General features: G+C 72.8%; 26 protein-coding genes. 11 read left to right on the plus strand and 15 right to left on the minus strand.

Annotated features, from left to right (window positions below):
- The first annotated feature begins 71 nt into the window (after window positions 1–71).
- Complete coding sequence (aspS, locus tag ACWCSD_RS21570) at window positions 72–1328, plus strand: aspartate--tRNA(Asn) ligase (protein WP_449917238.1); 1257 nt, start codon at window positions 72–74, stop codon at window positions 1326–1328.
- A 23-nt stretch (window positions 1329–1351) separates the two neighbouring features.
- Here the strand turns inward: aspS and ACWCSD_RS21575 are convergent, their stop codons facing one another.
- Genes ACWCSD_RS21575 through ACWCSD_RS21585 form a run of 3 tightly spaced genes read right to left on the minus strand, consistent with a single transcriptional unit; the run spans window position 1352 to window position 4086 of the window.
- Entirely contained in the window at window positions 1352–2908 is a 1557-nt protein-coding gene (locus ACWCSD_RS21575; protein WP_449917242.1) for an MFS transporter, read from the minus strand.
- Between the two features lie 5 nt (window positions 2909–2913).
- Window positions 2914–3567: an LppX_LprAFG lipoprotein gene (locus ACWCSD_RS21580; protein WP_449917245.1), complete on the minus strand. Its 654-nt coding sequence runs from the start codon at window positions 3565–3567 to the stop codon at window positions 2914–2916.
- Window positions 3568–3627: 60 nt separating this feature from the next.
- Window positions 3628–4086 carry a MarR family winged helix-turn-helix transcriptional regulator gene (locus tag ACWCSD_RS21585; protein ID WP_352321897.1) on the minus strand — a complete coding sequence of 153 codons (459 nt, stop codon included), beginning with the start codon at window positions 4084–4086 and terminating at the stop codon, window positions 3628–3630.
- A gap of 80 nt (window positions 4087–4166) precedes the next feature.
- Between ACWCSD_RS21585 and ACWCSD_RS21590 the strand changes: the two genes are divergently transcribed.
- Entirely contained in the window at window positions 4167–5093 is a 927-nt protein-coding gene (locus ACWCSD_RS21590) for a cation diffusion facilitator family transporter (protein ID WP_449917249.1), read from the plus strand.
- A 103-nt stretch (window positions 5094–5196) separates the two neighbouring features.
- On the opposite strand, the gene ACWCSD_RS21595 is transcribed toward ACWCSD_RS21590, so the two are convergent.
- The 4 genes from ACWCSD_RS21595 to ACWCSD_RS21610 form a co-directional block, all read right to left on the minus strand.
- The gene (locus ACWCSD_RS21595; protein ID WP_449917252.1) at window positions 5197–6171 is read right to left on the minus strand and encodes an alpha/beta hydrolase family protein; all 975 of its coding nucleotides are present in this window, start codon (window positions 6169–6171) and stop codon (window positions 5197–5199) included.
- A gap of 213 nt (window positions 6172–6384) precedes the next feature.
- Complete coding sequence (locus tag ACWCSD_RS21600) at window positions 6385–6978, minus strand: 4'-phosphopantetheinyl transferase family protein (RefSeq protein WP_397166207.1); 594 nt, start codon at window positions 6976–6978, stop codon at window positions 6385–6387.
- Window positions 6979–6995: 17 nt separating this feature from the next.
- Entirely contained in the window at window positions 6996–7604 is a 609-nt protein-coding gene (locus tag ACWCSD_RS21605) for a hypothetical protein (RefSeq protein ID WP_449917255.1), read from the minus strand.
- A gap of 52 nt (window positions 7605–7656) precedes the next feature.
- Window positions 7657–9051, minus strand: coding sequence for an aminopeptidase P family protein (locus ACWCSD_RS21610; RefSeq protein ID WP_358293722.1), 1395 nt, complete (start codon window positions 9049–9051; stop codon window positions 7657–7659).
- 139 nt (window positions 9052–9190) lie between these two features.
- Here ACWCSD_RS21610 and ACWCSD_RS21615 point away from each other — a divergent pair, with 139 nt between their 5' ends.
- The 5 genes from ACWCSD_RS21615 to ACWCSD_RS21635 all read left to right on the plus strand — a co-directional run bounded on the left by ACWCSD_RS21615 (window position 9191) and on the right by ACWCSD_RS21635 (window position 13716).
- The gene (locus ACWCSD_RS21615) at window positions 9191–9619 is read left to right on the plus strand and encodes a CBS domain-containing protein (RefSeq protein ID WP_364331049.1); all 429 of its coding nucleotides are present in this window, start codon (window positions 9191–9193) and stop codon (window positions 9617–9619) included.
- Window positions 9620–9665: 46 nt separating this feature from the next.
- Window positions 9666–10274 carry a hypothetical protein gene (locus tag ACWCSD_RS21620; protein ID WP_449917261.1) on the plus strand — a complete coding sequence of 203 codons (609 nt, stop codon included), beginning with the start codon at window positions 9666–9668 and terminating at the stop codon, window positions 10272–10274.
- On the plus strand, window positions 10271–11191 hold the full coding sequence (locus tag ACWCSD_RS21625; protein ID WP_397166212.1) for a carbohydrate kinase family protein: 921 nt from the start codon (window positions 10271–10273) through the stop codon (window positions 11189–11191). The genes ACWCSD_RS21620 and ACWCSD_RS21625 overlap by 4 nt, the downstream gene beginning before the upstream one ends.
- A gap of 75 nt (window positions 11192–11266) precedes the next feature.
- Window positions 11267–12040, plus strand: a complete 774-nt coding sequence (locus ACWCSD_RS21630) for a cyclase family protein (RefSeq protein WP_352321865.1) — start codon at window positions 11267–11269, stop codon at window positions 12038–12040.
- Entirely contained in the window at window positions 12037–13716 is a 1680-nt protein-coding gene (locus ACWCSD_RS21635) for a thiamine pyrophosphate-binding protein (RefSeq protein WP_449917265.1), read from the plus strand. Before ACWCSD_RS21630 ends, ACWCSD_RS21635 begins: the two co-directional genes overlap by 4 nt.
- A gap of 41 nt (window positions 13717–13757) precedes the next feature.
- Here the strand turns inward: ACWCSD_RS21635 and dhaM are convergent, their stop codons facing one another.
- From dhaM to dhaK, 3 genes are read right to left on the minus strand one after another with little or no spacing between them, the layout of a single operon-like run.
- Window positions 13758–14132, minus strand: coding sequence for a dihydroxyacetone kinase phosphoryl donor subunit DhaM (gene dhaM, locus ACWCSD_RS21640; RefSeq protein ID WP_449917270.1), 375 nt, complete (start codon window positions 14130–14132; stop codon window positions 13758–13760).
- A complete protein-coding gene (dhaL, locus tag ACWCSD_RS21645) occupies window positions 14132–14854 on the minus strand; it encodes a dihydroxyacetone kinase subunit DhaL (protein WP_397166216.1) in 723 nt (240 codons plus the stop codon). The genes dhaM and dhaL overlap by 1 nt, the downstream gene beginning before the upstream one ends.
- A complete protein-coding gene (gene dhaK / locus ACWCSD_RS21650) occupies window positions 14854–15834 on the minus strand; it encodes a dihydroxyacetone kinase subunit DhaK (RefSeq protein ID WP_397166218.1) in 981 nt (326 codons plus the stop codon). Before dhaK ends, dhaL begins: the two co-directional genes overlap by 1 nt.
- Before the next feature lie 155 nt (window positions 15835–15989).
- On the opposite strand from dhaK, the gene ACWCSD_RS21655 reads away from it, so the two are divergent.
- A complete protein-coding gene (locus ACWCSD_RS21655; RefSeq protein WP_352358146.1) occupies window positions 15990–16736 on the plus strand; it encodes a lysophospholipid acyltransferase family protein in 747 nt (248 codons plus the stop codon).
- A 25-nt stretch (window positions 16737–16761) separates the two neighbouring features.
- Here ACWCSD_RS21655 and ACWCSD_RS21660 read toward each other — a convergent pair whose 3' ends face one another.
- Together ACWCSD_RS21660 and ACWCSD_RS21665 are read right to left on the minus strand one after the other, a co-directional pair.
- The gene (locus ACWCSD_RS21660; protein WP_352358144.1) at window positions 16762–17568 is read right to left on the minus strand and encodes a serine/threonine-protein kinase; all 807 of its coding nucleotides are present in this window, start codon (window positions 17566–17568) and stop codon (window positions 16762–16764) included.
- Window positions 17569–17624: 56 nt separating this feature from the next.
- On the minus strand, window positions 17625–18878 hold the full coding sequence (locus ACWCSD_RS21665) for an MFS transporter (RefSeq protein ID WP_397166220.1): 1254 nt from the start codon (window positions 18876–18878) through the stop codon (window positions 17625–17627).
- Window positions 18879–18943: 65 nt separating this feature from the next.
- Between ACWCSD_RS21665 and ACWCSD_RS21670 the strand changes: the two genes are divergently transcribed.
- Window positions 18944–19549: an ArsR/SmtB family transcription factor gene (locus ACWCSD_RS21670; RefSeq protein ID WP_449917276.1), complete on the plus strand. Its 606-nt coding sequence runs from the start codon at window positions 18944–18946 to the stop codon at window positions 19547–19549.
- Window positions 19550–19607: 58 nt separating this feature from the next.
- On the opposite strand, the gene ACWCSD_RS21675 is transcribed toward ACWCSD_RS21670, so the two are convergent.
- Both ACWCSD_RS21675 and ACWCSD_RS21680 read right to left on the minus strand, forming a co-directional pair.
- The gene (locus ACWCSD_RS21675; RefSeq protein ID WP_397166224.1) at window positions 19608–20231 is read right to left on the minus strand and encodes a DJ-1/PfpI family protein; all 624 of its coding nucleotides are present in this window, start codon (window positions 20229–20231) and stop codon (window positions 19608–19610) included.
- 4 nt (window positions 20232–20235) lie between these two features.
- The gene (locus ACWCSD_RS21680; RefSeq protein ID WP_387666752.1) at window positions 20236–21198 is read right to left on the minus strand and encodes a GlxA family transcriptional regulator; all 963 of its coding nucleotides are present in this window, start codon (window positions 21196–21198) and stop codon (window positions 20236–20238) included.
- Between the two features lie 127 nt (window positions 21199–21325).
- Here ACWCSD_RS21680 and ACWCSD_RS21685 point away from each other — a divergent pair, with 127 nt between their 5' ends.
- Complete coding sequence (locus tag ACWCSD_RS21685) at window positions 21326–21778, plus strand: helix-turn-helix domain-containing protein (protein WP_397166226.1); 453 nt, start codon at window positions 21326–21328, stop codon at window positions 21776–21778.
- A 21-nt stretch (window positions 21779–21799) separates the two neighbouring features.
- The gene (locus ACWCSD_RS21690) at window positions 21800–22378 is read left to right on the plus strand and encodes a PIN domain-containing protein (RefSeq protein WP_449917279.1); all 579 of its coding nucleotides are present in this window, start codon (window positions 21800–21802) and stop codon (window positions 22376–22378) included.
- A gap of 57 nt (window positions 22379–22435) precedes the next feature.
- On the opposite strand, the gene ACWCSD_RS21695 is transcribed toward ACWCSD_RS21690, so the two are convergent.
- Window positions 22436–23440 (minus strand): aldehyde dehydrogenase family protein (locus ACWCSD_RS21695; RefSeq protein ID WP_449917282.1); only part of this gene is annotated, 1005 nt, incomplete at its 5' end.

Consider the following 23440-nt stretch of genomic DNA (forward strand, 5'->3'; position numbering starts at 1 on the left):
GCGGTGGCACCGGGAGCTCCCTTCTCCCCCGCACTCCCAAGGGGTCATGCATTTCCTGCAGAGGAGCTGTAATGATCTCTCGTGTCCTGTCGGCGTCGCTCGCTGAGCACGCCGGCCGACGAGTGACGATCGCCGGTTGGGTCCATCGCCGCCGGCACCTGAAATCCGTCTCCTTCCTGGTCGTACGCGACCGTGCCGGGCTGGCCCAGGTGGTCAGCGCGGACGGGGAACTGCCGCCGGAGGAGAGCGTCGTCCGGGTCACCGGCACCGTGACCCCGGCCGGGCAGGCGCCGGGCGGGGTCGAGCTGACCGGCCCGGAGATCGAGGTCCTGGCCGAGCCCGCCCAGGCCCCGCCGTTCGACCTCTACCGGCCGGTCGTGGCCGCGACGCTGCCGACCGTCCTCGACCACGCGCCCGTCGCGCTGCGGCATCCGCTGCTGCGGGCGCCGCTGGAGATCTCGGCGGCGAGCGTGGCCGGGTTCCGCGAGACGCTGGACGGCCTCGGCTTCACCGAGATCCACACGCCCAAGATCGTGGCCTCGGCCACCGAGTCCGGCGCGAACGTCTTCGGCATCGACTACTTCGGCCGCCGCGCCTACCTCGCGCAGTCGCCGCAGTTCTACAAGCAGACGATGGTCGGGGTGTTCGAGCGGGTCTACGAGGTCGGGCCGGTCTTCCGCGCCGAGCCGCACGACACCGTCCGCCACCTGGCCCAGTACACCAGCCTCGACGCCGAGCTGGGCTTCGTGGCCGACCACCGGGACGTGATGGCCGTGCTGCGGGAGGTCGTCGCCGGCATGGTGGAGTCGGTGCGCCGCCGGGCCGCGTCCGCCGTCGAGGCGGCCGGGGCCGTGCTGCCCGCCGTGCCCGCCGAGATCCCGGCCGTGCACTTCACCGAGGCACAGCGGCTGACCGGCGAGGACGAGCCCGACCTGTCACCGGCCCAGGAACGCTGGTTGTCGGACTGGGCGCTGCGCGAGCACGGGTCGGAGTTCCTGTTCGTCACCGGCTACCCGATGTCCAAGCGGCCGTTCTACACCCATCCCGACCCGGCCAGACCGGGCTACTCCAACGGCTTCGACCTGCTGTTCAGGGGCCTGGAGCTGGTGACCGGCGGCCAGCGCCTGCACCGGTACGACGACTACGTCCAGGCCCTGGGCGGCGACGTGGAGCCGTACGAGGGCTACCTCCAGGCGTTCCGGTATGGGATGCCGCCGCACGGCGGGTTCGCCCTCGGCCTGGAACGCTGGACGGCCCGGCTGACCGGCGCCGCCAACATCCGCCAGACCACCGCCTTCCCCCGCGACCTGCACCGCCTGTCGCCCTGACCGGCGGCGCCACCTGATTCACGTCAATGTTCGGGGTCGGGGGCGGCGTCCGCGAGGGCGGGCGCCGCCTCCGGCAGGGCGCGGCGCGGCATGAGCAGCGCCACCGCCGCCCCCAGCAGGCAGACGAACGCCGTGAGCAGGAACATCTCGGTGTACTCGACGTGCAGGGCGGCATCGATCTGGGCCAGGTAGTCGGCCAGCCGCCGCTGGTAGGTCTGCGCGTCCACGCCGAACGGCAGCGGCGTGTCCAGGTTCGCGGTCAGCGACTGGAACCGGTGGAACCCCCACGCCGACACGCCCGCCACGCCGACGAGCATGCCCATCATCCTGGCCACCACGACCGCCGCCGAGGCGACGCCGTGCTGGACGGCCGGGCTGACCCGCAGGACCGCCGACGAGACCGGCGCGATCACCAGGCCGAGGCCGAGCCCCGCCACGACCAGGTCGGCGTCCACGGCCAGGCCCGCGCCGGCCAGGTCGAGCGGCCAGCGGCTCATCAGCCAGTATCCGGCCGCGGCGATCAGCAGGCCGGGCACCGCCACCGCGCGTTCGCCGGCCCGCCGGGCCAGCACGCCGCCGAGCAGCGCGCCCACGGCCAGCGCGCCGAGGAACCGGGCCAGGACCAGCGCCGCGCCCAGGGCGTCCTTGTCCAGCAGCGTCTGGGCGGCGAACTGCACGAACACCATCGTCACCAGCAGGGCCGCGCCCGCCAGGAAGCTCACGCCCAGCGTCGCCAGCAGCGGCGACTTGCGGGCGGCCGACAGGTCGAGCAGCCGGACGGGGGAGCGGATCTCCCACCAGACGAAGACGCCGCCCGCCACCGCCCCGGCCGCGATCACCGGCGGCCCCCACGGCGGCAGCACCGTCGTGGCCGGGTCGGGGTTGTACAGGCCGACGACCAGGAGGGCCAGCGCCAGCGCCAGCAGGGCGCCGCCGGCGACGTCGACGCGGGCCGTGCCGGAGGGCGGCCGGGCCGGGACCGTACGCTGCACGGCGACGGCGGCCAGGGCGGCGAGGGGCACGTTGACCCAGAAGATGGCGTGCCAGCCGCCCAGCTCCACGCCCGCGACGGCGACCGGCGGGACCAGCGCCAGCACGCCGCCGTACAGGGGGCCGAGGGCGCTGCCCAGCTCCTGCGCCGCGCCCACCGCGCCCAGCGCGAGCGGCCGGTCGCGCTCCTCCCACAGGTCGCCGATCAGCGCCATCGTGATCGGCAGCAGCGCCCCGCCCGCCACGCCCTGCACCGTGCGGCCCGACACCACCATCGCCTCACCGGCCGCCAGCGCGGTCAGCACCGAGCCGAGCGCGAACGCCGCCAGGCAGGCGTGGATCAGCGGCCGCCGGCCGTAACGGTCGGAGAGCTGGCCGAGCAGCGGCATCGCGGCGACGTAGCCGAGCAGGAACCCGGTGACGACCGGCGTGACCCGCTCCAGGTGGTTCTGCGGCACGCCGACGTCGTGGGCGATGTCCATCAGGACCGTCACGACCACGTAGGCGTCGAGCGCGGCCAGCAGCACCACCGCGCCGCCCGCGCCGAGCGCGACCCGGCGGGCGCGGTCGGCCGGGACGTTCCCGCTCACCGGGCTCATCCGGACGGGGGCGGCGTGATCGTCACCGGCGCGTCGTAGTCGCTGAACGTCACCGTCACCGTGCCGTTCTGCAGCGGCAGGCTCGCCTTGGTGAGCCTGCTGGTGGCCTTGTCGATCCAGACCTTGCCGTTGACGCCCTGCGTGACGCCCGGGACGATCTGTCCGACGACCTGCCCGGAGAACGTCGTGGCCACCCGGTACGAGCCGTCCTCGACCGCCTCCACCGTGGGGTCGGTCGCCGAGGCGAGCAGCTGCGCGATGCCCTTGCCCGGGTCGAGGATCACCGACGGGTCGTAGAACTGGGCGAGCTGCTGCCTGGTCATCGTCTGGAAGCCGCCGGTCGGCCCTTTGAAGTGCACGGTGTCGCCGATCAGGGCGAAGGTGATCTCCTGCAGCGTGCCCAGCACCTCCAGCGTGATCGTGCCGTCGGCGTCGCCCGCCGAGGTGAGCCTGCCGTCGGCCTTCTTGAGCGGCACGTTGGGCTTGCCCTCCGTGGCGATCGAGAAACCGGCCGACCTGACGGCCTTCATGGCCTCCGCGGACTTCTTCATCACCTCGGGCCCGGCGGGGAGCGCGTCACCCCCGCCGCCCCCCGCGGAGCAGGCCGGCATCAGCGCGAGCACGACAACGATCAGCAGCTTTCGGAGCATGAGCGGATCGTAGCGAGCGCCCGGGAACGCCGGTGAGCCGTCGCCGATATCGGTTGGGCCTCAGCGCAGCTTCTTCAGGTGGTCGACGATGGGACCGAACGCCTGCTCCAGCGCCTCCAGCTGGTCGTCGGTGAGCCGGTCGACGAAATGCTCGCGCACGCTCGCGACGTGGTCGGGCGCGACCCGCTGGATCGTCGCCCAGCCCTCGTCGGTCAGGACGGCGAACGTGCCGCGCCGGTCGTCGCGGCAGTCTTCCCTGGTGACCAGCCCTTTGGCCTCCATGCGCGAGATCTGGTGCGACAGCCTGCTGCGCGACTGGATCGTGGCGTCGGCCAGGTCGCTCATCCGCATGCGCCGCTCGGGGCTCTCGGAGAGGTTGACCAGGATCTCGTAGTCGTTCAGCGAGAGCTGGTGCTCCTGCAGCTCGCGGTCGAGGCGGTGCATGAGCAGCTTGTGCAGCGCGAGATGCGTACGCCAGGCACGCTGTTCGGCGGGGGAAAGCCAGCGGGGCGCGCTCATGATCCCCAATCTATCGCACGCCCGCGACGACGCGGCTACCTGCGGGGGGCCGCCGCGCAGGGCCGCCGTACAGTGATCTGATGGAGGAGAAGTCGGGGGAGAGCCTGGCGACCGTGCTGGTCGCGGGCGCCGCGAACCTGACCATCGCCCTGGCCAAGCTCGTCGCGGGGCTGATCGGCGGCTCGGCCGCGATGTTGTCCGAGGCGGCCCACTCGGCCGCCGACACGATGACCGAGCTGCTGCTGCTGGTCTCCGTACGCCGGGCGGGCAAGCCGCCCGACGAGCGCCACCCGTTCGGCTACGGCAAGGCGGGGTTCTTCTGGGCGATGATGGCGGCGGTCGCGACGCTGGTCGGCGGTGCGGGGTTCTCCGTCACCCACGGGCTGCACGAGATCAGCCACGGCGAGAAGCTGGGCAACCTCACGCCGTCCTACGTCGTGCTGGCCGTCTCGTTCGTGATCGAGGGCATCTCGTTCACGAAGGCGTACGCGCAGTTGCGCGCCGAGGCCGGCCGGTACAAGGTGCGTCCGGCGCGGCTGGTGCGGATCACGTCCGACACCGCGCTCAAGGCCGTGCTGTTCGAGGACGCCGCCGCGCTGGTGGGCCTGGTGATCGCGGCGCTCGGGCTGCTCGGCTCGCAGTTGTCCGGCTCGGCCCTGTGGGACGGCGCGGCCTCGGTCGCCATCGGCCTGCTCCTGCTGGTGGTCGCGCTCATCCTGATCCAGTCGAACCTGTCGCTGCTGATCGGCCAGGCCGCCCCCAGGCAGATCGAGGTCGGCATCCGCGCGGTGCTGCTGGCCCAGCCCGAGGTGGACGACGTGGTCGAGCTGCTGACGATGATGATCGGGCCGGGCTCCATCATGATCGCCGCCAAGATCGACTTCCGGGACGAGGCGAGCGCGGCGGGCGTGGAGATCGCCTGTGACGAGATCGACCGGCGGCTGCGCGACCGCTTCTCCGGCGTCACCCTGGTCTTCCTCGACCCCACCCCGACCCGCCGCCGCTAGGGCTGTTTCTCCGATCAGGTTCGGCCGCGCCCCCTCCAGAGAAGGTTCGCTTCCCACTCGAACGTGCGACCTCGTTGCCCGAGACAGTCGCGAAATCCGCGATCTAGTGAAGGGTTTGGGAGAAGAAGTCGAGCAGGGCTTTTCGTTGCAGGCGGAGGGCTTGCTGGGGGTCGATGGTGCCGTACTGCTCGGGGTTGGGGTTGGGGTCGAGCCATTCGCCGTCGGAGAAGGTCAGGTGCTGGGCGCCGGCCAGCCGGATGACCCGGCCTGGCAGCGGGGGGTGGCTGTCGGCTTGGGCGGAGGTCAGCGACAACAGGGGTTTGGTGATCGGCCAGCGGCTGACGTCGCCGAAGATCGGCTCGGTCCAGGGACCGTCCAGGTTGACACCGGCGATGATCCGCGGGTCGTCGTGCATCGCCGCGACCGTCGCCACGCCCCCGAAGGAGGCGCCGAACATGCCAACTCGTGCCAGGCCCAGCTGGTTCAGGACGAAGCGCACGTCGGCGACCCGGGTGGCGACCTCATGGGCGGTGTCGGGGTCCTTGACCTCGTCGACGATGCGGCCATCGGGAAACTCCACCTCCTCGGCATAGTGGGTGTGGTCGATGGTGACGACCTGGTAGCCGTGGCTGGCCAGCTCCTCCACCAGGACGGTGTTGCCGGTCCGGGTGTCGTGGGAGCCGTGGGCGTACACGATGACCGGGTGAGCGCCAGGGGCGATCGGGGCGTTCAGGTAGGCGTGGGTGACGGGCAGCTTCACCTCATCGGGGATCGCGTTGATCTGCCGGGTCCGCGCCTCGGCGCCTTTGGTCATGTACGGCGCGAGCGTTCCGCTGGATGTCGAGGTGGGATACCAGAGCTGAACCATCAGTTCACGCACCGGTTGCCCGTCCACCCAGTCGTCACGGCGGGTGGAGTCCACCAGCCGCAGCATCCTGGTGCCGATCCTTTTCGGGCCGGTGGGCGGTGGCAGGGTGAGCTGCGCGCTGGTGATCCGGGGCGGCGGCGTGGGCTTGTCGGACTGGTCGGCGGCGCTGGAAGAGGTGTTGGAACAGGCCGACATAGTGAGGATCGCCACCGTGCTTACGATCAACATTTTCATGCTTTTGAGGATCAGGAAGTACTCGGGGACAGTCATCCTTCCCTGGAATGAGCAGTCCCTGAGGTGGCTTCCCGGGGTTTCCCCTACGGGCTGCTGGGTTGTCGCCATTACTACGCACTCATGGACGCCCAGGTCGCGGCCATGACGTCAGCGTGAAGGGGGCGATGATCGTCTAGCCGGCCGGGCCCCTCAGAGCGACGGGACGGGAATCCGCTCGGCCGGCGTGTCGGTGACGACGGCGACCCTGATGTCCGGGGCGGCCCGCCATTCCAGCAGGTGGCCGAACGGCAGCGGGTCGACGCCGGTCGTGCGCAGCTCGTCCAGGGTGAGCTCGCCGCGTTTGACCAGGGCCTCCTTGCGGGTCCAGTGGCGGATCAGGTCGTCGTTTCCGGTCACCAGGGCGCGTTCGGCGGGGGTGAGCGCGTGGTCGGCCAGGCCCTCGTTCAGCGGGCCCGTCGGCACGTGCTCGGCGTCCACGCCGACCCGGCCGGGGCCGGCCGCGGCGCACACGTAGCCGCGGGTGTGGCTGAAGCTCACGCCCAGATCGGGGGCCTCGCGCAGGTACGGCCTGCCGTGGCCGGGGCCGTGCACCTCGCAGTGCTGCAGCAGGGTCAGCCCCTCCGGCGGCAGATCCAGCACGGCCGCGGCGCACAGGCGGACGAGCAGGTGGGCCGCGACGAAACAGGCGCGGTCGGCGGGGAAGACGAACCGGTCGGCGCGTTCGCGCTCGGCCTCGGTCAGCCACGTCTCGGGGGCGCGCACCTCTTCGGGGCGGCCGCCCATCGCCAGGGGGACGATCGTCAGTCCTTCTTCTTCGCCGCGGGGTCGTCGAGCTTGTGCTGGTCCTCCGAAGCCGCGCCGAGCACGGTCACGTCCTGGACCTTCCACGCGCCCTTCTGTTTCACAAGCGTGATCTTAAGGTGCGAATCCTGCACCGAGCGAATCGCCTGCGCGGTGTTCACCTGCTGGTCCACGACGACGATGGCGTGCGCGGTGGCCTGGCCGGCGTCGGCCAGGTAGACCTCGCGGACCTTGGCCTGGGAGACGGCCCTGAGCTTGACGATCACCTGGGACATCGCGCCGCCGAACGCCGCGTCGTAGGTGGCCTGGAAGTCGCCCGTGGCCTGGGCGGACAGGGTCGAGCGGGCGCTCTGGAGGTCCTTGTAGTCGTAGCTGAGCAGGGCCCGGCCGAAGGCGCTCGCGGCGCCGGAGACCTCCAGGCGCAGGGCGCGTTCGCGCTCCAGGCGGGCCAGCGCGTCCCGGGCCCGGGAGGCGTCGATCCACTGCGGCACGGCCGTGGCCGCGACGGCCGCCGCCAGCAGCGCCGCCAGCGCGCCGAGCACCCGCCCCCGTGTGAACCACCCGCCCACCGCCGCCCCCACCGCCGCCCCCGCCGCACTCCAGCCCACGATGCCAGCCCAGGCGAACCTTGTCAGTCGGCCACGAAAAGTGACCGGGCCGTCACGAGCGGACGACGTTCATCCAGGACTCGATCTCGTCGGGGTGGCGGGGGAGGGCCTTCGACATCAGGGTGGCGCCCTCGGCGGTGACCACCAGGTCGTCCTCGATGCGGATGCCCATGCCACGCAGCTCGGCGGGCAGCGTCAGGTCGTCGGGCTGGAAGTACAGGCCCGGCTCGACCGTCAGGACGTTGCCCTCCTCCAGCACGCCGTCGAGGTAGACCTCGGCCCGCGACCTGGCGCAGTCGTGCACGTCGAGGCCGAGCATGTGGCCGCTGCTGCACAGCGTGTAGCGGCGGTACAGGCCCGACTCCATGAGGGCGTCGGGGGAGTCCTTCAGCAGGCCCCAGTCGTGCAGGCCCTCGCAGATGACGCGCATGGCCGCCAGGTGGAAGTCGCGGAAGCTCGCGCCGGGCTTCAGCGCCGCGATGCCGGCGTCCTGGGCGGCCAGCACCAGCTCGTACGCCTGCCGCTGCGCCGCGGTGAACCGGCCCGACAGCGGGAACGTCCGGGTGACGTCGGCGGTGTAGAGGGTGTCGGTCTCGACCCCGGCGTCCAGCAGGAGCAGGTCGCCCTCGGCCAGCGCGCCGTCGTTGCGGATCCAGTGGAGCACGCAGGCGTGGGCGCCGGAGGCCACGATGCTGTCGTAGCCGACCGCGTTCCCCTCCAGGCGCGAGCGCAGCCCGAAGACGCCCTCCAGGTAACGCTCGCCGCGCGGGTGGCCGAGGGCCGCGGGCAGGGCGCGCACGACGTCCTCGAAGCCGCGCACGGTGGCGTCCACGGCCGACTGCAGCTCGCCGACCTCCCACTCGTCCTTGACCAGCCGCATCTCCGACAGGAACACCTCCAGCTCGGCGTCGCGGCCGCCCGCCGGCACCAGCGCGTCGACGGAGGCGTCGACGCCGCGCAGCACCCGGGCCGGGCCCTCGGAGCGCAGGTCGCGGATGTGCGCGCACTCGATCTGGTACAGCTCCGACGCCTCGGCCAGGTCGGGCCTGCGGCCCACCCAGAACTCGCCGTAGCGGCGGTCGCGGTAGAACTCCTCGCCCTCCTCGCGCGGCGAGCGCGGGCGCACGTACAGCACGGCCTGCCCGGACGGCTCGATGACCAGCACGTCGCCGGGCTCGCCCGCGCCCGTCAGGTAGGAGTACGCGCTGTGCGGACGGAACCGGTAGTCGCTGTCGTTGCTGCGCACCTTGAGCGTGCCCGACGGGACGACCAGCCGCTCACCGGGGAAACGCGCGGCCAGCGCCGCCCTGCGCCGGGCCGCCCAGGGAGCGATCGGCAGCGCGGTCACGCCGGTGCGCCGGGTGTCGGCCCAGCCGGTGCGCATGAACGCGGCCAGCTCCGGGGTGATGGGCAGGTCGTGGCTTCCGGTGTTGAGCTGCTCGGTCATCGATGCCTTCCACGTCGTCGGAGATGCGGCAAGTCAGCCTACGTGACCGCTTGACGGGGTCCACACTCGGTTGTTTGCCTGTGAGGACCGGGCATAAGCCGGCCCTCGGCCGGGGACAACGGGAGCAGAGGTGGTGCACATGCTCATCGGGACGATCCTGCGCAACAAGGGAAGCGCTGTTACCACGGTGGCGCCGGCGGCGACGGTCCGTGAACTGCTCGGCAAGCTCGCCGACCACAACATCGGCGCGGTCGTCGTCTCCACCGACGGCACGACGATCCAGGGGATCGTCTCCGAGCGCGACGTGGTGCGGCGGCTGCACGACCGGGGCCCCGAGATCCTCGACGCGCCGGTCTCCTCGATCATGACGACCGAGGTCCGCACGGCCGGGCCCGGCGACAACGTCGACGAGCTGCGCCGCACGATGACCACCCACCGGTTCCGCCACATGCCCGTGGTCGAGAACGGCCGCCTGGTGGGCATCGTCAGCATCGGCGACGTGGTCAAGAGCGCGATCGAGGAGCTGGAGACGGAGAAGGCGTCGCTCGTCGACTACCTCCACCGCTGACCGGGACGTTGACAGGGGCGTCGATGGAGGTGGCACCCTTGGGTCCGTGACGTACGGCCCCCCTGAGCCCCCTCGGGCGACGAGCAGTCCGCCGATCATCCTGCTCGTGTCCGGGCTGGCCGCTGTGGTGGCCTTCATCCTGGGCATCTTCGTCGGGTACGGCGCGGAGGGCTCGTCGGCCTCGCCGGCCCCCAGGGTCACGGTGACGGTCGAGGGCACCGGCCCGCCCTCGGCCTCCGTCCCCGCCACCCAGCCCGCCCCGACGGACGCCCCGCAGACCGGCCCTCTCCAGACGGACCCCCTCCAGACCGGCCCCGCTCAAACCGGTCCTACGCAGCCCGGACCGGCACAGACCGGTCCCAAGCAGCCCGGACCGGCACAGACCGGGCCAACGCAGCCCGGACCCGCGCAGACCGGGCCGATGGCCGGGATGCGCACGTTCGTCGTGGGCGTGGACATGCAGCCCGGCACCTACCGCACGACCGGTCCCGTCGCCGGTTCCACGAACTGCTTCTGGGCCCGGCTGAACAGCACGTCCCCCGACCTCGGCTCGGTGATCAACGCGGGCGCGCCGACCGGCCCGGCGAGCGTCACCATCGAGCCGGGCGACAAGGCGTTCCAGACCGCCGGATGCGCACAGTGGACCAAGGCGTGACGGCGGCCGGTGGGTTCGACCTCCTGGTCGTCGGCGACGCCAACCCCGACATCGTGCTGACCGGCGCGCCGCGCGACCTGGCGTACGGCCAGCGCGAACAGCTCGTCGCGGGCGGCGACCTGGTCCTCGGCGGGTCCGGCGCGATCACCGCGTGCGGGGCCGCCAGGCTCGGCCTGCGCACCGCCTTCGCCGGCCGCGTGGGCGACGACGCGGCGGGGCGTTTCGTGCTCGGCGCGCTGGCCGAGCGCGGGGTGGACGTCTCCCACTGCGTCACCGACCCCCGGCCCACGGCCATGACCGTCGTGCTCGCCGACGGGACGGACCGGGCCATCCTCACCTCGCCGGGCTGCCTGCCGCACCTGACCGCCGCGGACGTGCCGCGCGGCCTGGCCCGGCACGTGCACGTGTCGTCGTACTTCCTGCAGCCGGGACTGGCGGACGGGCTGCCCGCGCTGCTGGCGGAGCTGCGCGCGGCGGGCGCCACGACCTCGCTGGACACCAACGACGACCCGGCCGGCCGCTGGGACGGCCTGGCGGACGTGCTCGCCGTCACCGACGTGTTCCTGCCCAACGCCGGCGAGGCCAGGGCGATCGCGGCCCGCCTGTCCGGCGTCCGTGACGGGCCGCTGGAGGCCGTCGCGGCGCGGCTGGGCGCCCTCGGACCGGCCGTCGTCGTCAAGGACGGCGCGGACGGCGCCCTGGCCTGGGAGTCCGGCCTGGTGACGCGGGCCCCGGCCAGGCCCGTCGAACCCGTGGACACCGTCGGCGCGGGCGACAGCTTCGACGCGGGCTACCTCGCCGCCAGGCTGCGCGGGATGAGCCCGCGCGAATGCCTCGACGTGGCCGTGGCCTGCGGATCGTTGTCCACCCGCGCGGCCGGCGGCACCGCCGCCCAACCCACCTGGGACGACCTGTGAAGACCGCCCTGCCGTGTCGTTGCGCGGGTGAGTCCCGCTGGAGGAGGATGCGCTCAGCCCAACAAGGAGGATGACATGTCGGTGTTGCAGAGCTTCCTGGACAGCGTGCGCGGCGGTGCGATCGAGGTGGTCGACCTCACCGCGCCCCTGTCCTCCGAGACGCCGATCCTCCAGTTGCCCGAGCCGTTCGGCAACACCATCCCGTTCCGGCTGGAGGAGATCAGCCGTTACGACGACCGCGGCCCCGCCTGGTACTGGAACGACATCCACACCGGCGAGCACTCCGGCACCCACTTCGACGCCCCCGTCCACTGGGTCACCGCCCGCGACGGCCAGGACGTCTCCCAGGTGCCCGTACGCAGCCTGATCGCGCCCGCGGTCGTGCTCGACTTCGCCGCCGAGGCGGCCAAGGACCCCGACTTCCTGCTGCAGATCGACCACGTCAAGGAATGGGAACGCGCCAACGGCCCGCTGCCCGACGGCGGCTGGCTGCTCTACCGCACCGGCTGGGACGCCCGCTCCGCCGACCAGGCCGCCTTCCTCAACGCCGACGAGACCGGCCCGCACTCGCCGGGCATCTCGGTCGAGTGCGCGTCCTGGCTGGCCGCCGAGACCCCGATCCTCGGGCTCGGCGTGGAGACCGTCGGCACCGACGCCGGGGCCGCCCACTCCTTCGACCCGCCCTTCCCCTGCCACTCCTTCCTGCTCGGCGCGGGCAAGTACGGACTGACCCAGCTCCGCAACCTCGACCGCCTGCCGGTGACCGGGGCCGCCGTGGTCGCCCCGCCGCTGCCCATCGTGGGCGGCTCCGGCAGCCCCGTCCGCGTCCTGGCCCTGGTGGAACGTTGACCGTCCCGGAGACGGCGGCCGCGGCGGTCGGCCGGGCGCTGGCCGCCGGCGGCGTCCGCACGGCGTTCGGGGTGGTCGGCAGCGGCAACTTCCACGTCACGAACGCGCTGGTCGAGCACGGCGTGCGGTTCGTCGCGGCGCGGCACGAGGGCGGGGCGGCGACCATGGCCGACGCCTACGCCAGGATGAGCGGCGAGGTCGGCGTCGTCACGGTCCACCAGGGGCCGGGGCTGACCAACGCGATGACGGGGATCGCCGAGGCGGCCAAGAGCCGTACGCCGATGATCGTCCTGGCCGGTGAGGCGACGGACGCGCGCTCCAACTTCCACATCGACCAGGACGCCCTGGCCGCGGCGGTGGGTGCGGTCCCCATGCGTCTCACGGACGCCGCGCGGGCCGAGGAGCAGGCGCTCGAAGCCTTCCGCGTGGCCTCGCGGGAACGCCGCACGGTCCTGCTGAACCTGCCGCTCGACGTGCAGTCCGCCCCCTCCCGCTCCCGCGCCCCCGCCCCTGCCCTGACCGGCGCGGCCGGGCCCGACCGCTCAGCGGCGCAGGACACGACGGCCGGGCCCGACCGAGCGGCCGCGGACGACGCGACGGCCGAGCTGGGGCGGCTGCTGGCCGGGGCGCGGCGGCCGGTGTTCGTCGCGGGCCGCGGCGCCCGGCACGCCCGCCGCGAGCTGGAGGCGCTGGCCGACCGCACCGGCGCCCTGCTGGCCACCTCCGCCGTCGCCAAGGGCCTGTTCCGCGGCAGCCCCTGGGACCTCGACGTGAGCGGCGGCTTCGCCACCCCGCTGGCCGCCGAGCTGATCCGCGGCGCGGACCTGATCGTCGGCTGGGGCTGCGCCCTGAACATGTGGACGACCCGCCACGGCACGCTGATCCCGCCGGAGGCGAAGGTGGCCCAGGTCGACCTCGACCCGGCGGCCGTCGGCGCGCACGTCCGGGCCGACCTCGGCGTGGTCGGGGACGTCCGCGCCGTGGCGACGGCCCTCACCGGGCCGGGCGGCGCCGCGCCGGGCTACCGGTCGGCCGAGCTGGCCCGGCGGATCAGGGACGAGGGGCGCTGGCGCTCGGTGCCGTACCGGGACGAGAGCGGCGCGGGCCGCATCGACCCGAGAACGCTCACCATCGCCCTGGACGACCTGCTCCCGAGCGAGCGCGTCGTGTCCGTCGACTCGGGCAACTTCATGGGATACCCCTCGATGTTCCTCGACGTGCCGGACGCCGGCGGGTTCTGCTTCACCCAGGCGTTCCAGTCGGTCGGGCTCGGCCTGGCGACCGCGATCGGGGCCGCCCTGGCCCGTCCGGACCGGCTCCCGGTGGCCGCCCTGGGCGACGGCGGCGCGTTCATGGGCATCGCCGAGCTGGAGACCGTCGTCCGGCTGGAGCTGCCCATGGTGGTCGTGGTCTACGACGACGAGGCGTACGGGGCGGAGGTGCACCACTTCGGGCCGCACGGGCATCCGCTCGGCACGGTCCGCTTCCCGCCCGCCGACCTGGCCGCGATCGCCCGGGGCCACGGGTTCGCGGCGGTGACCGTCACGGACGCCGCCGGGCTGGCGGGCGTGGCCGAATGGCTCAAGGGGCCCAGGGACCGCCCGCTGCTGATACACGCCAGGATCACCGGCGAACGCGGCTCCTGGTGGCTGGAGGAGGCCTTCAAAGGCCACTGAGCGGGGCCATGGTCCGGGTCCGGGGCCGGGGTTCGGGGCGGTCAGAGTTTGCGATAGGTGCGGGCCTCTTCGGCGGCGGCCAGCACCTCCGCCAGCGACCCGCCCGTGCACGCCGCCATACACGCCGCCACCGCCCCCTCCACGAACGGCACGTCCGCGATCACCACCCGCCCGTCCTCCTCCAGCAGCCGGGCGGTCAGCACCGAGCTGCCGAGGTCGGGGATGATCAGCACGCCGTCGCCCCGGTCCACGCTGCGCACCGCCTGCTCGACGAGGTCGAAGCTGGTGCCCAGGCCGCCGTCCGCGGTGCCGCCGGCCGCCGCCACCGGCACGGGCTCCGCGGCGATCCCCAGGGCCAGCGCCGCCGTCTCGGCCGCCAGCCCGGCACTGTGCGAGACCAGCACCACCCCGACCATCAGCCCTCCGCCCGCCCCTGGCCCTCCGCCGGGCTCCGGCCCTCCCCGGGGGTCCGGCTCTCGGCCTGATCCTGGCCCGCTGCCTGGTCCTGGCCCTCTGCCCGGTTCCGGGCCACCGTGGCCAGGGCGCGCATGATCAGGGCCGCCGAGGCGGCTCCCGGGTCCTCGTGGCCCACGCTGCGTTCGCCCAGGTAGCTGGCCCGGCCCTTGCGGGCCTGGAGGGGGATCGTCTCGCGCGCGCCCTCGGCCGCCGCGTCCGCCGCCCGTTCGAACGCCTCCAGCGCCCCGATGCCGTCCCGTACGGCCAGGGCCAGCGACCGGGAGGCCGGGACCAGCGCGTCCACCATGGTCTTGTCGCCCACGGCCGCCTTGCCCAGCCGTTCCAGCGCGACCACCCCCTCCTCGAACGCCGCCTCGAAGCGGGCCAGCGTCACCGGGGACTCCAGCGTCCGGCCCATCTGCCGGAACATCGACCCGTACAGCGGGCCGGAGGCGCCGCCGACGCGGCGGATGAGGGCCGTGCCCGCGTCGGCCAGCACCTGCCCCGGGGAGCCCGGCGGCCGGTCGGCCAGCGCCTTGGCGACCTCGGTGAAGCCGCGGTCGAGGTTCGCGCCGTGGTCGGCGTCGCCGATGGCCGCGTCGAGGTCCGTCAGCCGTTCGCGGTCGCGGCGAACCAGCCGGGCCGCCTCGTCGAGCCAGTCCGCGAAGAAGCGGGTGTCCATCAACGCCCCCAGCGCAGCGCCGGCGTCTCGACGGGCGCGTCCCAGAGCCGGATGAGCGGGTCGTCGACCCGGCACACGGTGACCGAGAAGCCCTGCATGTCCAGGCTCGTCACGTAGTTGCCGACGAGCGAGCGGGCCACCCGCGCGTCCTTGCCCTTCACGAACGCCGCGACCTCGGCGAACAGCACGTACAGCTCCATGAGCGGGGTGCCGCCCATGCCGTTGACCATGACCAGCAGGTCGCCGCGGAGCGGCAGGTCGCTGTGCAGGGCCTCCATGGCGACGGCGGCCAGCTCGCGGGCCGAGGCCATCGGCACCCGCGTGCGGCCGGGCTCGCCGTGGATGCCGATGCCCAGCTCCACGTCCGTCTCGGGCAGGTCGAACGTCGGCTTGCCCGCCGACGGCGTCGTGCACGAGGTCAGCGCGATGCCGAAGGACCGGCTGCGCTCGTTCACCTCGGCGGCCACCCTGGCCACCTCGGTCAGCGGCGCGCCCTCCTCGGCCAGCGCGCCCGCGATCTTCTCCACGAACAGCGTCGCGCCCGTGCCGCGCCGCCCGGCCGTGTAGAGCGAGTTCTGGACGGCCACGTCGTCGTCGACCAGCACGGAGGCCACGTCGTTGTCCTCGGCCAGCTCGGCGGCCATCTCGAAGTTGAGCACGTCGCCGGTGTAGTTCTTGACGATGTGCAGCACCCCGGCGCCGCCGTCGACGGCCTTGGTGGCCTCGATGATCTGGTCGGGCACGGGCGAGGTGAAGATCTCGCCGGGGCAGGCGGCGTCCAGCATGCCGTGGCCGACGAACCCGGCGTGCAGGGGCTCGTGGCCCGAGCCGCCGCCCGACACCAGCCCCACCTTGCCGGGGCGCGGCCCCGCGGCCCGGTAGACCACGCGGTCCTGGACCCTCAGCTCGGGATGGGCCGCGGCCATGCCGTTCAGCGCGTCCTCCACCACGGAGTCGGCGGTGTTGATGAGCTTCTTCATGGTCAGAACATCTGCCCGTTCGCACGGGAGGGCAAGCGCCGCCGCGTGAACAGGGGGGATGTCCTACGATCTCGTGACCCGAGCCGATCTTTTCCGGGCGGGACCAGGTCTCCCGGGTGGCCTGCCGACCGGCGTGAGTAGGCTACCTTCTGCTCATGGCTGAGATTGTGTACCCGCCGGTGATCGCCGCCGCGCGGACCCTCTTTCGCGTGCTCGACTACCGCTTCCACATGGAGGGCACGGAGCACGTGCCGCGGACCGGGGGAGCGGTGCTGGTGAGCAATCACATCAGCTATCTCGACTTCATCTTCGCGGGGTTCGCCGCGGTGCCGTCCAAGCGGCTGGTGCGCTTCATGGCCAAGCAGGACGTCTTCGACCACCGCGTCTCCGGGCCGCTGATGCGCGGCATGCACCACATCCCGGTCGACCGCGGGGCCGGGGCGGGCTCGTACGCCACCGCGCTGCGCAAGCTCAAGGCCGGCGAGGTGGTGGGCGTCTTCGCCGAGGCCACGATCAGCCGCTCCTTCACCGTCAAGGAGATCAAGAACGGCGCGATCCGCATGGCCCAGGCCACCAACGTGCCGGTCATCCCGGTCGCCCTGTGGGGCAGCCAGCGGTTGTGGACGAAGGGCCGTCCCAAGCAGCTCACCCAGCGGCACGTGCCGATCACCATCCTGGTGGGCGAGCCGTTCCACCCCAAGCGCGGGGAGGACGTCAACCAGCACACCGTCGACCTGCACACGCGCCTGTCGGAGCTGGTCGACCGGGCGCAGCGCACCTATCCCGAGGTGCCGCCGGGCGTCTGGTGGCAGCCCGCGCACCTGGGTGGCACCGCGCCCACCCCCGAGGAGGCGGCCGCCATGGACGCCGCCGAGGCCGAGGCCCGCGCCCAGCGGGACTGAGCCCGCCCGAGGCCGCCTGAACCGGTCAGATGGCGGCCTGGTAGGCGCTGGCGCGCATGCCCGCCAGCAGGCCCGCCGTCTGCTCCGGCGTGTAGCGGCGCACCGGGTCGTGGTGGAGCAGCCCCTCGATGAGCGGGCGCATCACCCCGGCCCGCCGCGGCGGCGGGTACGGGCCGCTGCGGGCCATGCCGAGCACCGTGGCCGCGTCCTGCCCCGGGTAGGGCGGCTGGCCCTCGACGGCGCTGTAGAGCGTCGCGCCGAAGGACCACATGTCGGCCTCCTTGCTGGCCGGCCCGCCGTGCAGCCGCTCCGGGGCCATGAACGCGGGCGTGCCGCGCAGCCGCCGCGAGGTCGTCATGCGGATGTCGCCCTCGGCCGTGGCGATGCCGAAGTCGGTCAGCACGACGCGGTCGCCGGTCAGCATCACGTTCGCGGGCTTGACGTCGCGATGGAGCACGCCGGCCTTGTGCGCGGTGCGCAGCGCGGCGAGCAGGTGCTGGCCGATCGCCACCACCGACTGCGCGGGCAACGTGCCCACCTGGGAGAGCAGCTGGTGGAGTGAGAGCCCGTGCAGGTACTCCATCACGATCCAGAGCTTGCCGCCCACTTCCATCAGGTCGTGGACCGTGACGATGTTGGGGTGCGTCAGGCCGGCCGCCATCCGGGCCTCACGCAGCACCCGGCGGCGAACCATCTCGGCCTCACCGGCCAGAGTCAGCTCCTTCAACGCCACCTCTCGGTGGAGGAGCCGATCGAACGCCCGCCAGACGACTCCCATACCCCCACGACCGGCCTCCTCGTTCAGGAGGTACCGTCCGCCGATCTCCCGCATACCATCCCCTCAAGCTCGGGGATAATCATGTCATCTCCGCACACGGCATAGGGTGCCTAACGTGATCTGGATATGTCGGGAAGTGTAGGTTCGCTGGTCAGCGCCGCAGAAATTCGCCCAGGCAGGGCGCGCCACACGAGCCCCACCGCCACCAGGCACAGCCCCGCGGCCCCGGCCAGGACGGCGGCCAGCCCGAACAGGTCGCCCGCCAAGCCGCCGATCGCCGCGCCCACCGGCATGCCGCCCATGCCGACCAGCCGGTAGGCGGAGTTCACCCGTCCCAGCATCTCGCCGGGGATCAGCCGCTGGCGGATCGAGACGACCAGCACGTTGGCCGCCGCCCCCGTCACGCCCCACACCACCGCGACCGGGTACAGCGCCCACGGCGACGGCACGAGCATGGGGACGAGCAGCAGCAGGCTGCTGATCAGCCACGCCCCGACCAGCGTGCCGGCCTCGCCGATCAGCCGCGTGACCGGCCCGGTCAGCGGCGAGCCGAGCACCGCGCCGGCCGCGAACGCGGTCATCATGAGGCCGTAGCCGCTCGGGTCGAGGCCGATGCGCGACCCGTCGCCGACGGCCCACAGGACGAAGACGGCGAAGTATCCGGCGTTGGCCATGTTCAGCATGCCCGCGGAGATCGCCAGCCTGCGCAGCAGCCGGTGGGCCCACAGGTAGCGCAGCGCCTCGCCGATGTCGGCACGCAGCGGGCGGCGCGGCCCGGACGCGGCCGGAGCCGCCCGGAAGGAGCCGGCCATGCCGGTCAGCAGCAGGGCGGCGGCGGCGTACAGGAGGGCGGGGGCGCCGAAGAGGGCGGCGGGCAGCAGGCCGGCGAGCAGCCCGGCCACCGGCGCGCCGACGAAGTCGTTGCCGACGGTCTGGACGCCGACGATCCGGGCGTTGGCCCTGGTGAGGTCGTCCTTGGCGACGGTCATGGGCAGGACGGACTGGGCCGAGGTGTCGGCGAAGACCTCGCTCACCCCGGCCGCGAAGATCACCGCGAGCAGCGTCCACAGGTTCAGCAGGCCCGCCGTCGCCAGCAGCGCCGCCACCGCCAGCACCGCCGTACGCGCGGCGTTGGCCAGCGTCATGATCCGGCGGCGGTCGACCCGGTCGGCCACCGCCCCCGCGTGCAGCGCCAGCAGCAGCCACGGCGCGGTCGCGGCGGCCCCGGCCAGCGACACCAGCGTGGGGGAGCGGGTCATGGACACGGCCAGCAGCGGCGCGCCGACCCGCAGCACACCGTCGGCCAGGTTCGACAGCGCGGTGGACGACCACAGGAACCAGAAGGCCCGCCCGAGACGGTTCACGAGTCACTCCGATAGTGTGTAAGGAAAAGTGTGCATAGATTCCTTTGCAAAGATAGGCTTGCACAGTGACAGACGGCAAGGGCTTTTCCGCCCGCACCCTCGACGCGAAGGCGCTGAAGTCGTTCGCGCACCCGCTGCGGCTGCGCATCTACGAGCTGCTCGACGAGCACGGCCCGGCCACCGCCACCGGCCTGGCCGGCCTGCTCGGGCAGAACACCGGGGCCACCAGCTACCACCTGCGCGAGCTGGCCCGCCACGGCATGATCGAGATCGCGCCCGAGCTGGGCCGGGGCAAGGAGAAGTACTGGCGGATCACGCCGGGCGGCTTCAGCTTCGGGCCGGCCAGGGATCACCCGGAGGAGGCCGACGCCCTGGAGTTCCTGCTGGACGACATGGTCCGGCAGCGCGGCGCGGAGCTGACCCGCTGGCGCGAGGGCTCGGCGCAGGCTCCCGAGGAATGGATGCAGGCCAGCGTGTTCGCCCGCCGCTCGCTGCGGCTCACCCCCGAGGAGACGGCCGACCTGCGCGACCGGGTGCTGGAGGTGCTGGACCGCTTCCGCCGCCTGTCGGACGGCAGGGACGCCCCCGCCGACGGCGCCCACGTCGTCGTGCACTTCGACGTCCTGCCGCTCGGCGCCACGGGCGACCCGCCCGCGCAGGACCGGTCCTGACCCCTGCGACGCGCGGCGCCCCCGTCCCGGGAGGGACGGGGGCGCCGTGGCCGGACGATCAGGAGATCAGGGTCATGGCCCGCTCGACGGTGCCCTCGGGCGCCTTGGCGGGCGAGCCCGCGTCGAACGGCGGCTGCGGGTCGTACTCGATCGCGAGCTGCACCGCCTGGGCCGTCTCGACGCCGTCGGCCTGGGCCAGCAGGGTCAGGGCCATGTCGATCCCGGCCGACACCCCGGCGGCCGTCACGATCTTGCCCTCGGTGACGACGCGCTCGCCCACCGGCTCGGCGCCGACGCCCGCCAGGCCGTCCAGCACCGCCCAGTGGGTGGTCGCGCGCACGCCCTTGAGCAGCCCCGCCGCGCCCAGCACGTACGAGCCGCTGCACACCGACGTCGTCCACCGCGTGTGCTCGTGGGCCTCGCGCAGCCAGCCGAGCAGCGCCTCGTCCGACATCGCCTCCATCGTGCCGGGCCCGCCGGGCACGAGCACCACGTCGGGACGCGGCAGGTCGGCGTAGGTGGCGGTGGCGGCGATCGACAGGGTGCCCTGGTCGTCGGTCACCGGCCCCGCCTCCCCGGCGACGAACGTCACCGTGACGCCGGGCGCGAACGCCAGCACCGTGTAGGGGCCGACCGCGTCGAGAGCGGTGAAACGGGGATAAAGCGGGATTGCCACGTGCATGGTGTCATTTCTCCTTCGACTGGAATCTGCGGCGGTGCTCGCCCGGCGACACCCGCCAGTGGCGGCGGAAGACGCGGTAGAGGGTCTCCGGCGTGCCCAGGCCCGCCTCCCTGGCCACGGTCTCCAGGGGGTGCCCGGTGACCTCCAGGAGGCGTCTGGCGGCGTCGGCGCGGCTGCGTTCGACGTACCGGCCGGGTGGCAGGCCGGTCTGCTCGGTGAAGACGCGGGAGAAGTGCCGCTCGCTCATCCCGACGCGCCGGGCGAGCGCGGGCACGCTCAGGTCGGCGGCCGGGTTGGCGTCGATGTAGCCCTGCAGCTCCCGCAGGGGGAGGCTGCGCGGCGTCATGGCCCGCATCGGCGCGCTGAACTGGCTCTGCCCGCCCGGCCGGTGCAGGTAGACGACGAGCCCGCGGGCGACGTCGCGGGCCAGCTCGTGGCCGTGGTCCCTGGCCACCAGCGCGAGCGCGAGGTCCACGCCGGACAGCACGCCCGCCGAGGTCCACACGTTGCCGTCCTCGATGTAGAGCGGATCGGGGTCCACCTCGACGTCGGCGTAGCGGTGGCGCAGGTCGTCGGCGGACAGCCAGTGGGTGGTGGCCCGGCGGCGGCCGAGCAGCCCGGCCTCGGCCAGCAGGAAGGCCCCGTTGCAGACCGAGGCCACCCGTCCCGCCCGCGCGGCCAGGGCGGCGACCGCCCCGACCAGCGCGCGGTCCTCCAGCTGCCGGGGCACCGACAGCCCGCCGGCCACCATGAGCGTGTCGATCGGCCCCGACACCTCGCCGAGCGCCCCCGCCATGACGGTGACCCCGTTCGACGCGCTCACCGCGCCCCCCGCCACACCGGCCACCTCGACCCGGTAACCACGTCCCCGGGCGATCAGGTCGGCGGTCGCGAACACGTCCGCCGGCCCGGCCATGTCCAGCAACTGGAAGCCCGGGAAGACGACGATCACGATCCGTCGCTGCATGCCTTCATGCTGGTCGCGGCCCTGCATTGGCGTCAATGACACAAACCTTGCACATTACGCCACCCGCTCCCGCCTCCTGGCGCAGGCGGGTTACACTTATTGCAGATATCGAGGGTCGGAGGTGGTCATGCCCCGCAGCGGCGTCCTGGCCGGCGCGACGCGCGTCGAAGCCGACAGCGGTGACCGCAAGCTGCTCGAACATCTGGAGGCGACGGCTGCCGCAGGGAACGCGTCGCTGGTGCTGCGCGGGCCGGACGGCACCGACCTCGTGCTGCCGCGCTCGTTGGTCAGGCTCCTGGTCGCCGCGGCGCGCGACCTCGGCAAGGGACACGCCGTCTGGGCCCTGCCCGCCGAAGCCCTGTTGAGCCCCAACGAGGTCGCGGAGCTGCTCGGGCTGTCGCGTCCCTTCGTCGTGCGACTGCTGGACGAAGGCGAGATCCCCGCGCAACCTCTTCCAGGCAGCCGTCATCGTGTCGTTCGCCTCGAAGATGTCCTGGAGTTCCAGGATCGCCGGGAGCGTCGCGCCGAAGCCCGTCGCAGGATCATGGAGGTTGCCGAGGAGGCGGAACTACCCTACTGATCTCCCGAGGGATATTGGCTGATGGCGCGGGTCTTCGTCGACACCGACGTGCTGTTCCCGTTCTCGCTGATGGACCTCATGCTCGCGCTGACCGAGGACGCCGTGCACACGTGGGTCTGGAGCGATCACCTGCTCTCGGAATGGGAACGTGTCATCGTGCACGAGCAGCACCGCTCCGCCCATGCGGCGGCGCGCATCGGGGAGGTGATCCGTGAGTTCTTCGCCGACAGCCGGGTCTCCGAGGACGACTACAAGCACCTGATCGATCAGATGGAGGGCCCCGACCTCGACGACCGCCATCACATGGCTGCCGCGATAGCGGGTCACGCCCGGACCCTGGTCACCTGGAACGTCACGGACTTCCCGGCGTCGTTCCTCGGCCGCCACGGGGTGAGCGTCAGCACTCCCGATGCGTACCTGCGCTCGCTGCTGAACCGCAGTCCGCGTGAGGTGCTGGGCGTGCTCGCCCGGATGGCGGCGGGGAAACGCCGTCCGCCCATGACCACCCATGACGTCCTCGCCGCGCTGGACAGGGCAGGGGTTCCCGGCTTCGCCAGAGGCGCGGGAAGTCTCCTGACGATCGTAGAGGGCGGTTTCTGACGGAATTGGAGACGGCCGGCACCCCTGTGGGGGTGCCGGCCGTGGCTCTTGGGGGCGTCAGCCCATGTGGGGGTAGCGGTGGTCGGTCGGCGGGACGAAGGTCTCCTTGATCGTGCGGGCGTTCACCCAGCGGATCAGGTTGAAGATCGAACCGGCCTTGTCGTTGGTGCCCGAGGCGCGCGCGCCGCCGAACGGCTGCTGGCCCACGACCGCGCCCGTCGGCTTGTCGTTGACGTAGAAGTTGCCCGCCGCGAAGCGCAGCCGCTCCGAGGCCGCGGCGATGGCGTACCGGTCCTGGGCGATGATCGAGCCGGTCAGCGCGTACGGGGCGATGCCCTCCATCTGGTCGAGCACCGTGTCGAAGTCGCGGTCCTCGTAGACGTGCACGCCGAGGATCGGCCCGAAGTACTCCTTGACGAAGATCTCGTCCGTCGGGTCGGCGCACTCCAGGATGGTCGGCTTGACGAAGTAGCCGACGCCGGAGTCGTAGGAGCCGGTGAGCACGTCGATGTTCGAGGCGGCCCGCGCCCGGTCGATGGCGTCCTTGTGCTTGGCGAAGGCCCGCTCGTCGATGACCGCGCCCATGAACGTCGACAGGTCGGCCGCCACGTCGCCCACGGTCAGCGACTCGGCCACGCCCACGAAGTCGTCACGCATGCGGTTCCACACCGAACGCGGCACGTACGCCCGCGAGGCCGCCGAGCACTTCTGGCCCTGGTACTCGAAGGCGCCCCTGACCAGCGCGGTCGAGAGCACCGCCGGGTCGGCCGACGGGTGGGCCAGCACGAAGTCCTTGCCGCCGGTCTCGCCCACCAGGCGCGGGTAGCCGTGGTAGGAGGCGATGTTGGCGCCGATCGTGCCCCACAGGTGCTGGAAGGTGGGGGTCGAGCCGGTGAAGTGCACGCCGGCCAGGGCCGGGTGCGTCATCGCGACCTCGGAGACGGCCTGCCCGTTGCCGGTGACCATGTTGATCACGCCCGGCGGCAGCCCGGCCGCCTCCAGCAGGCGCATCGTGTGGTGCGCGGCGAGCTGCTGCGTCGGCGACGGCTTCCAGACGACGAC

Source organism: Nonomuraea sp. NPDC001684 (genome assembly GCF_053596515.1).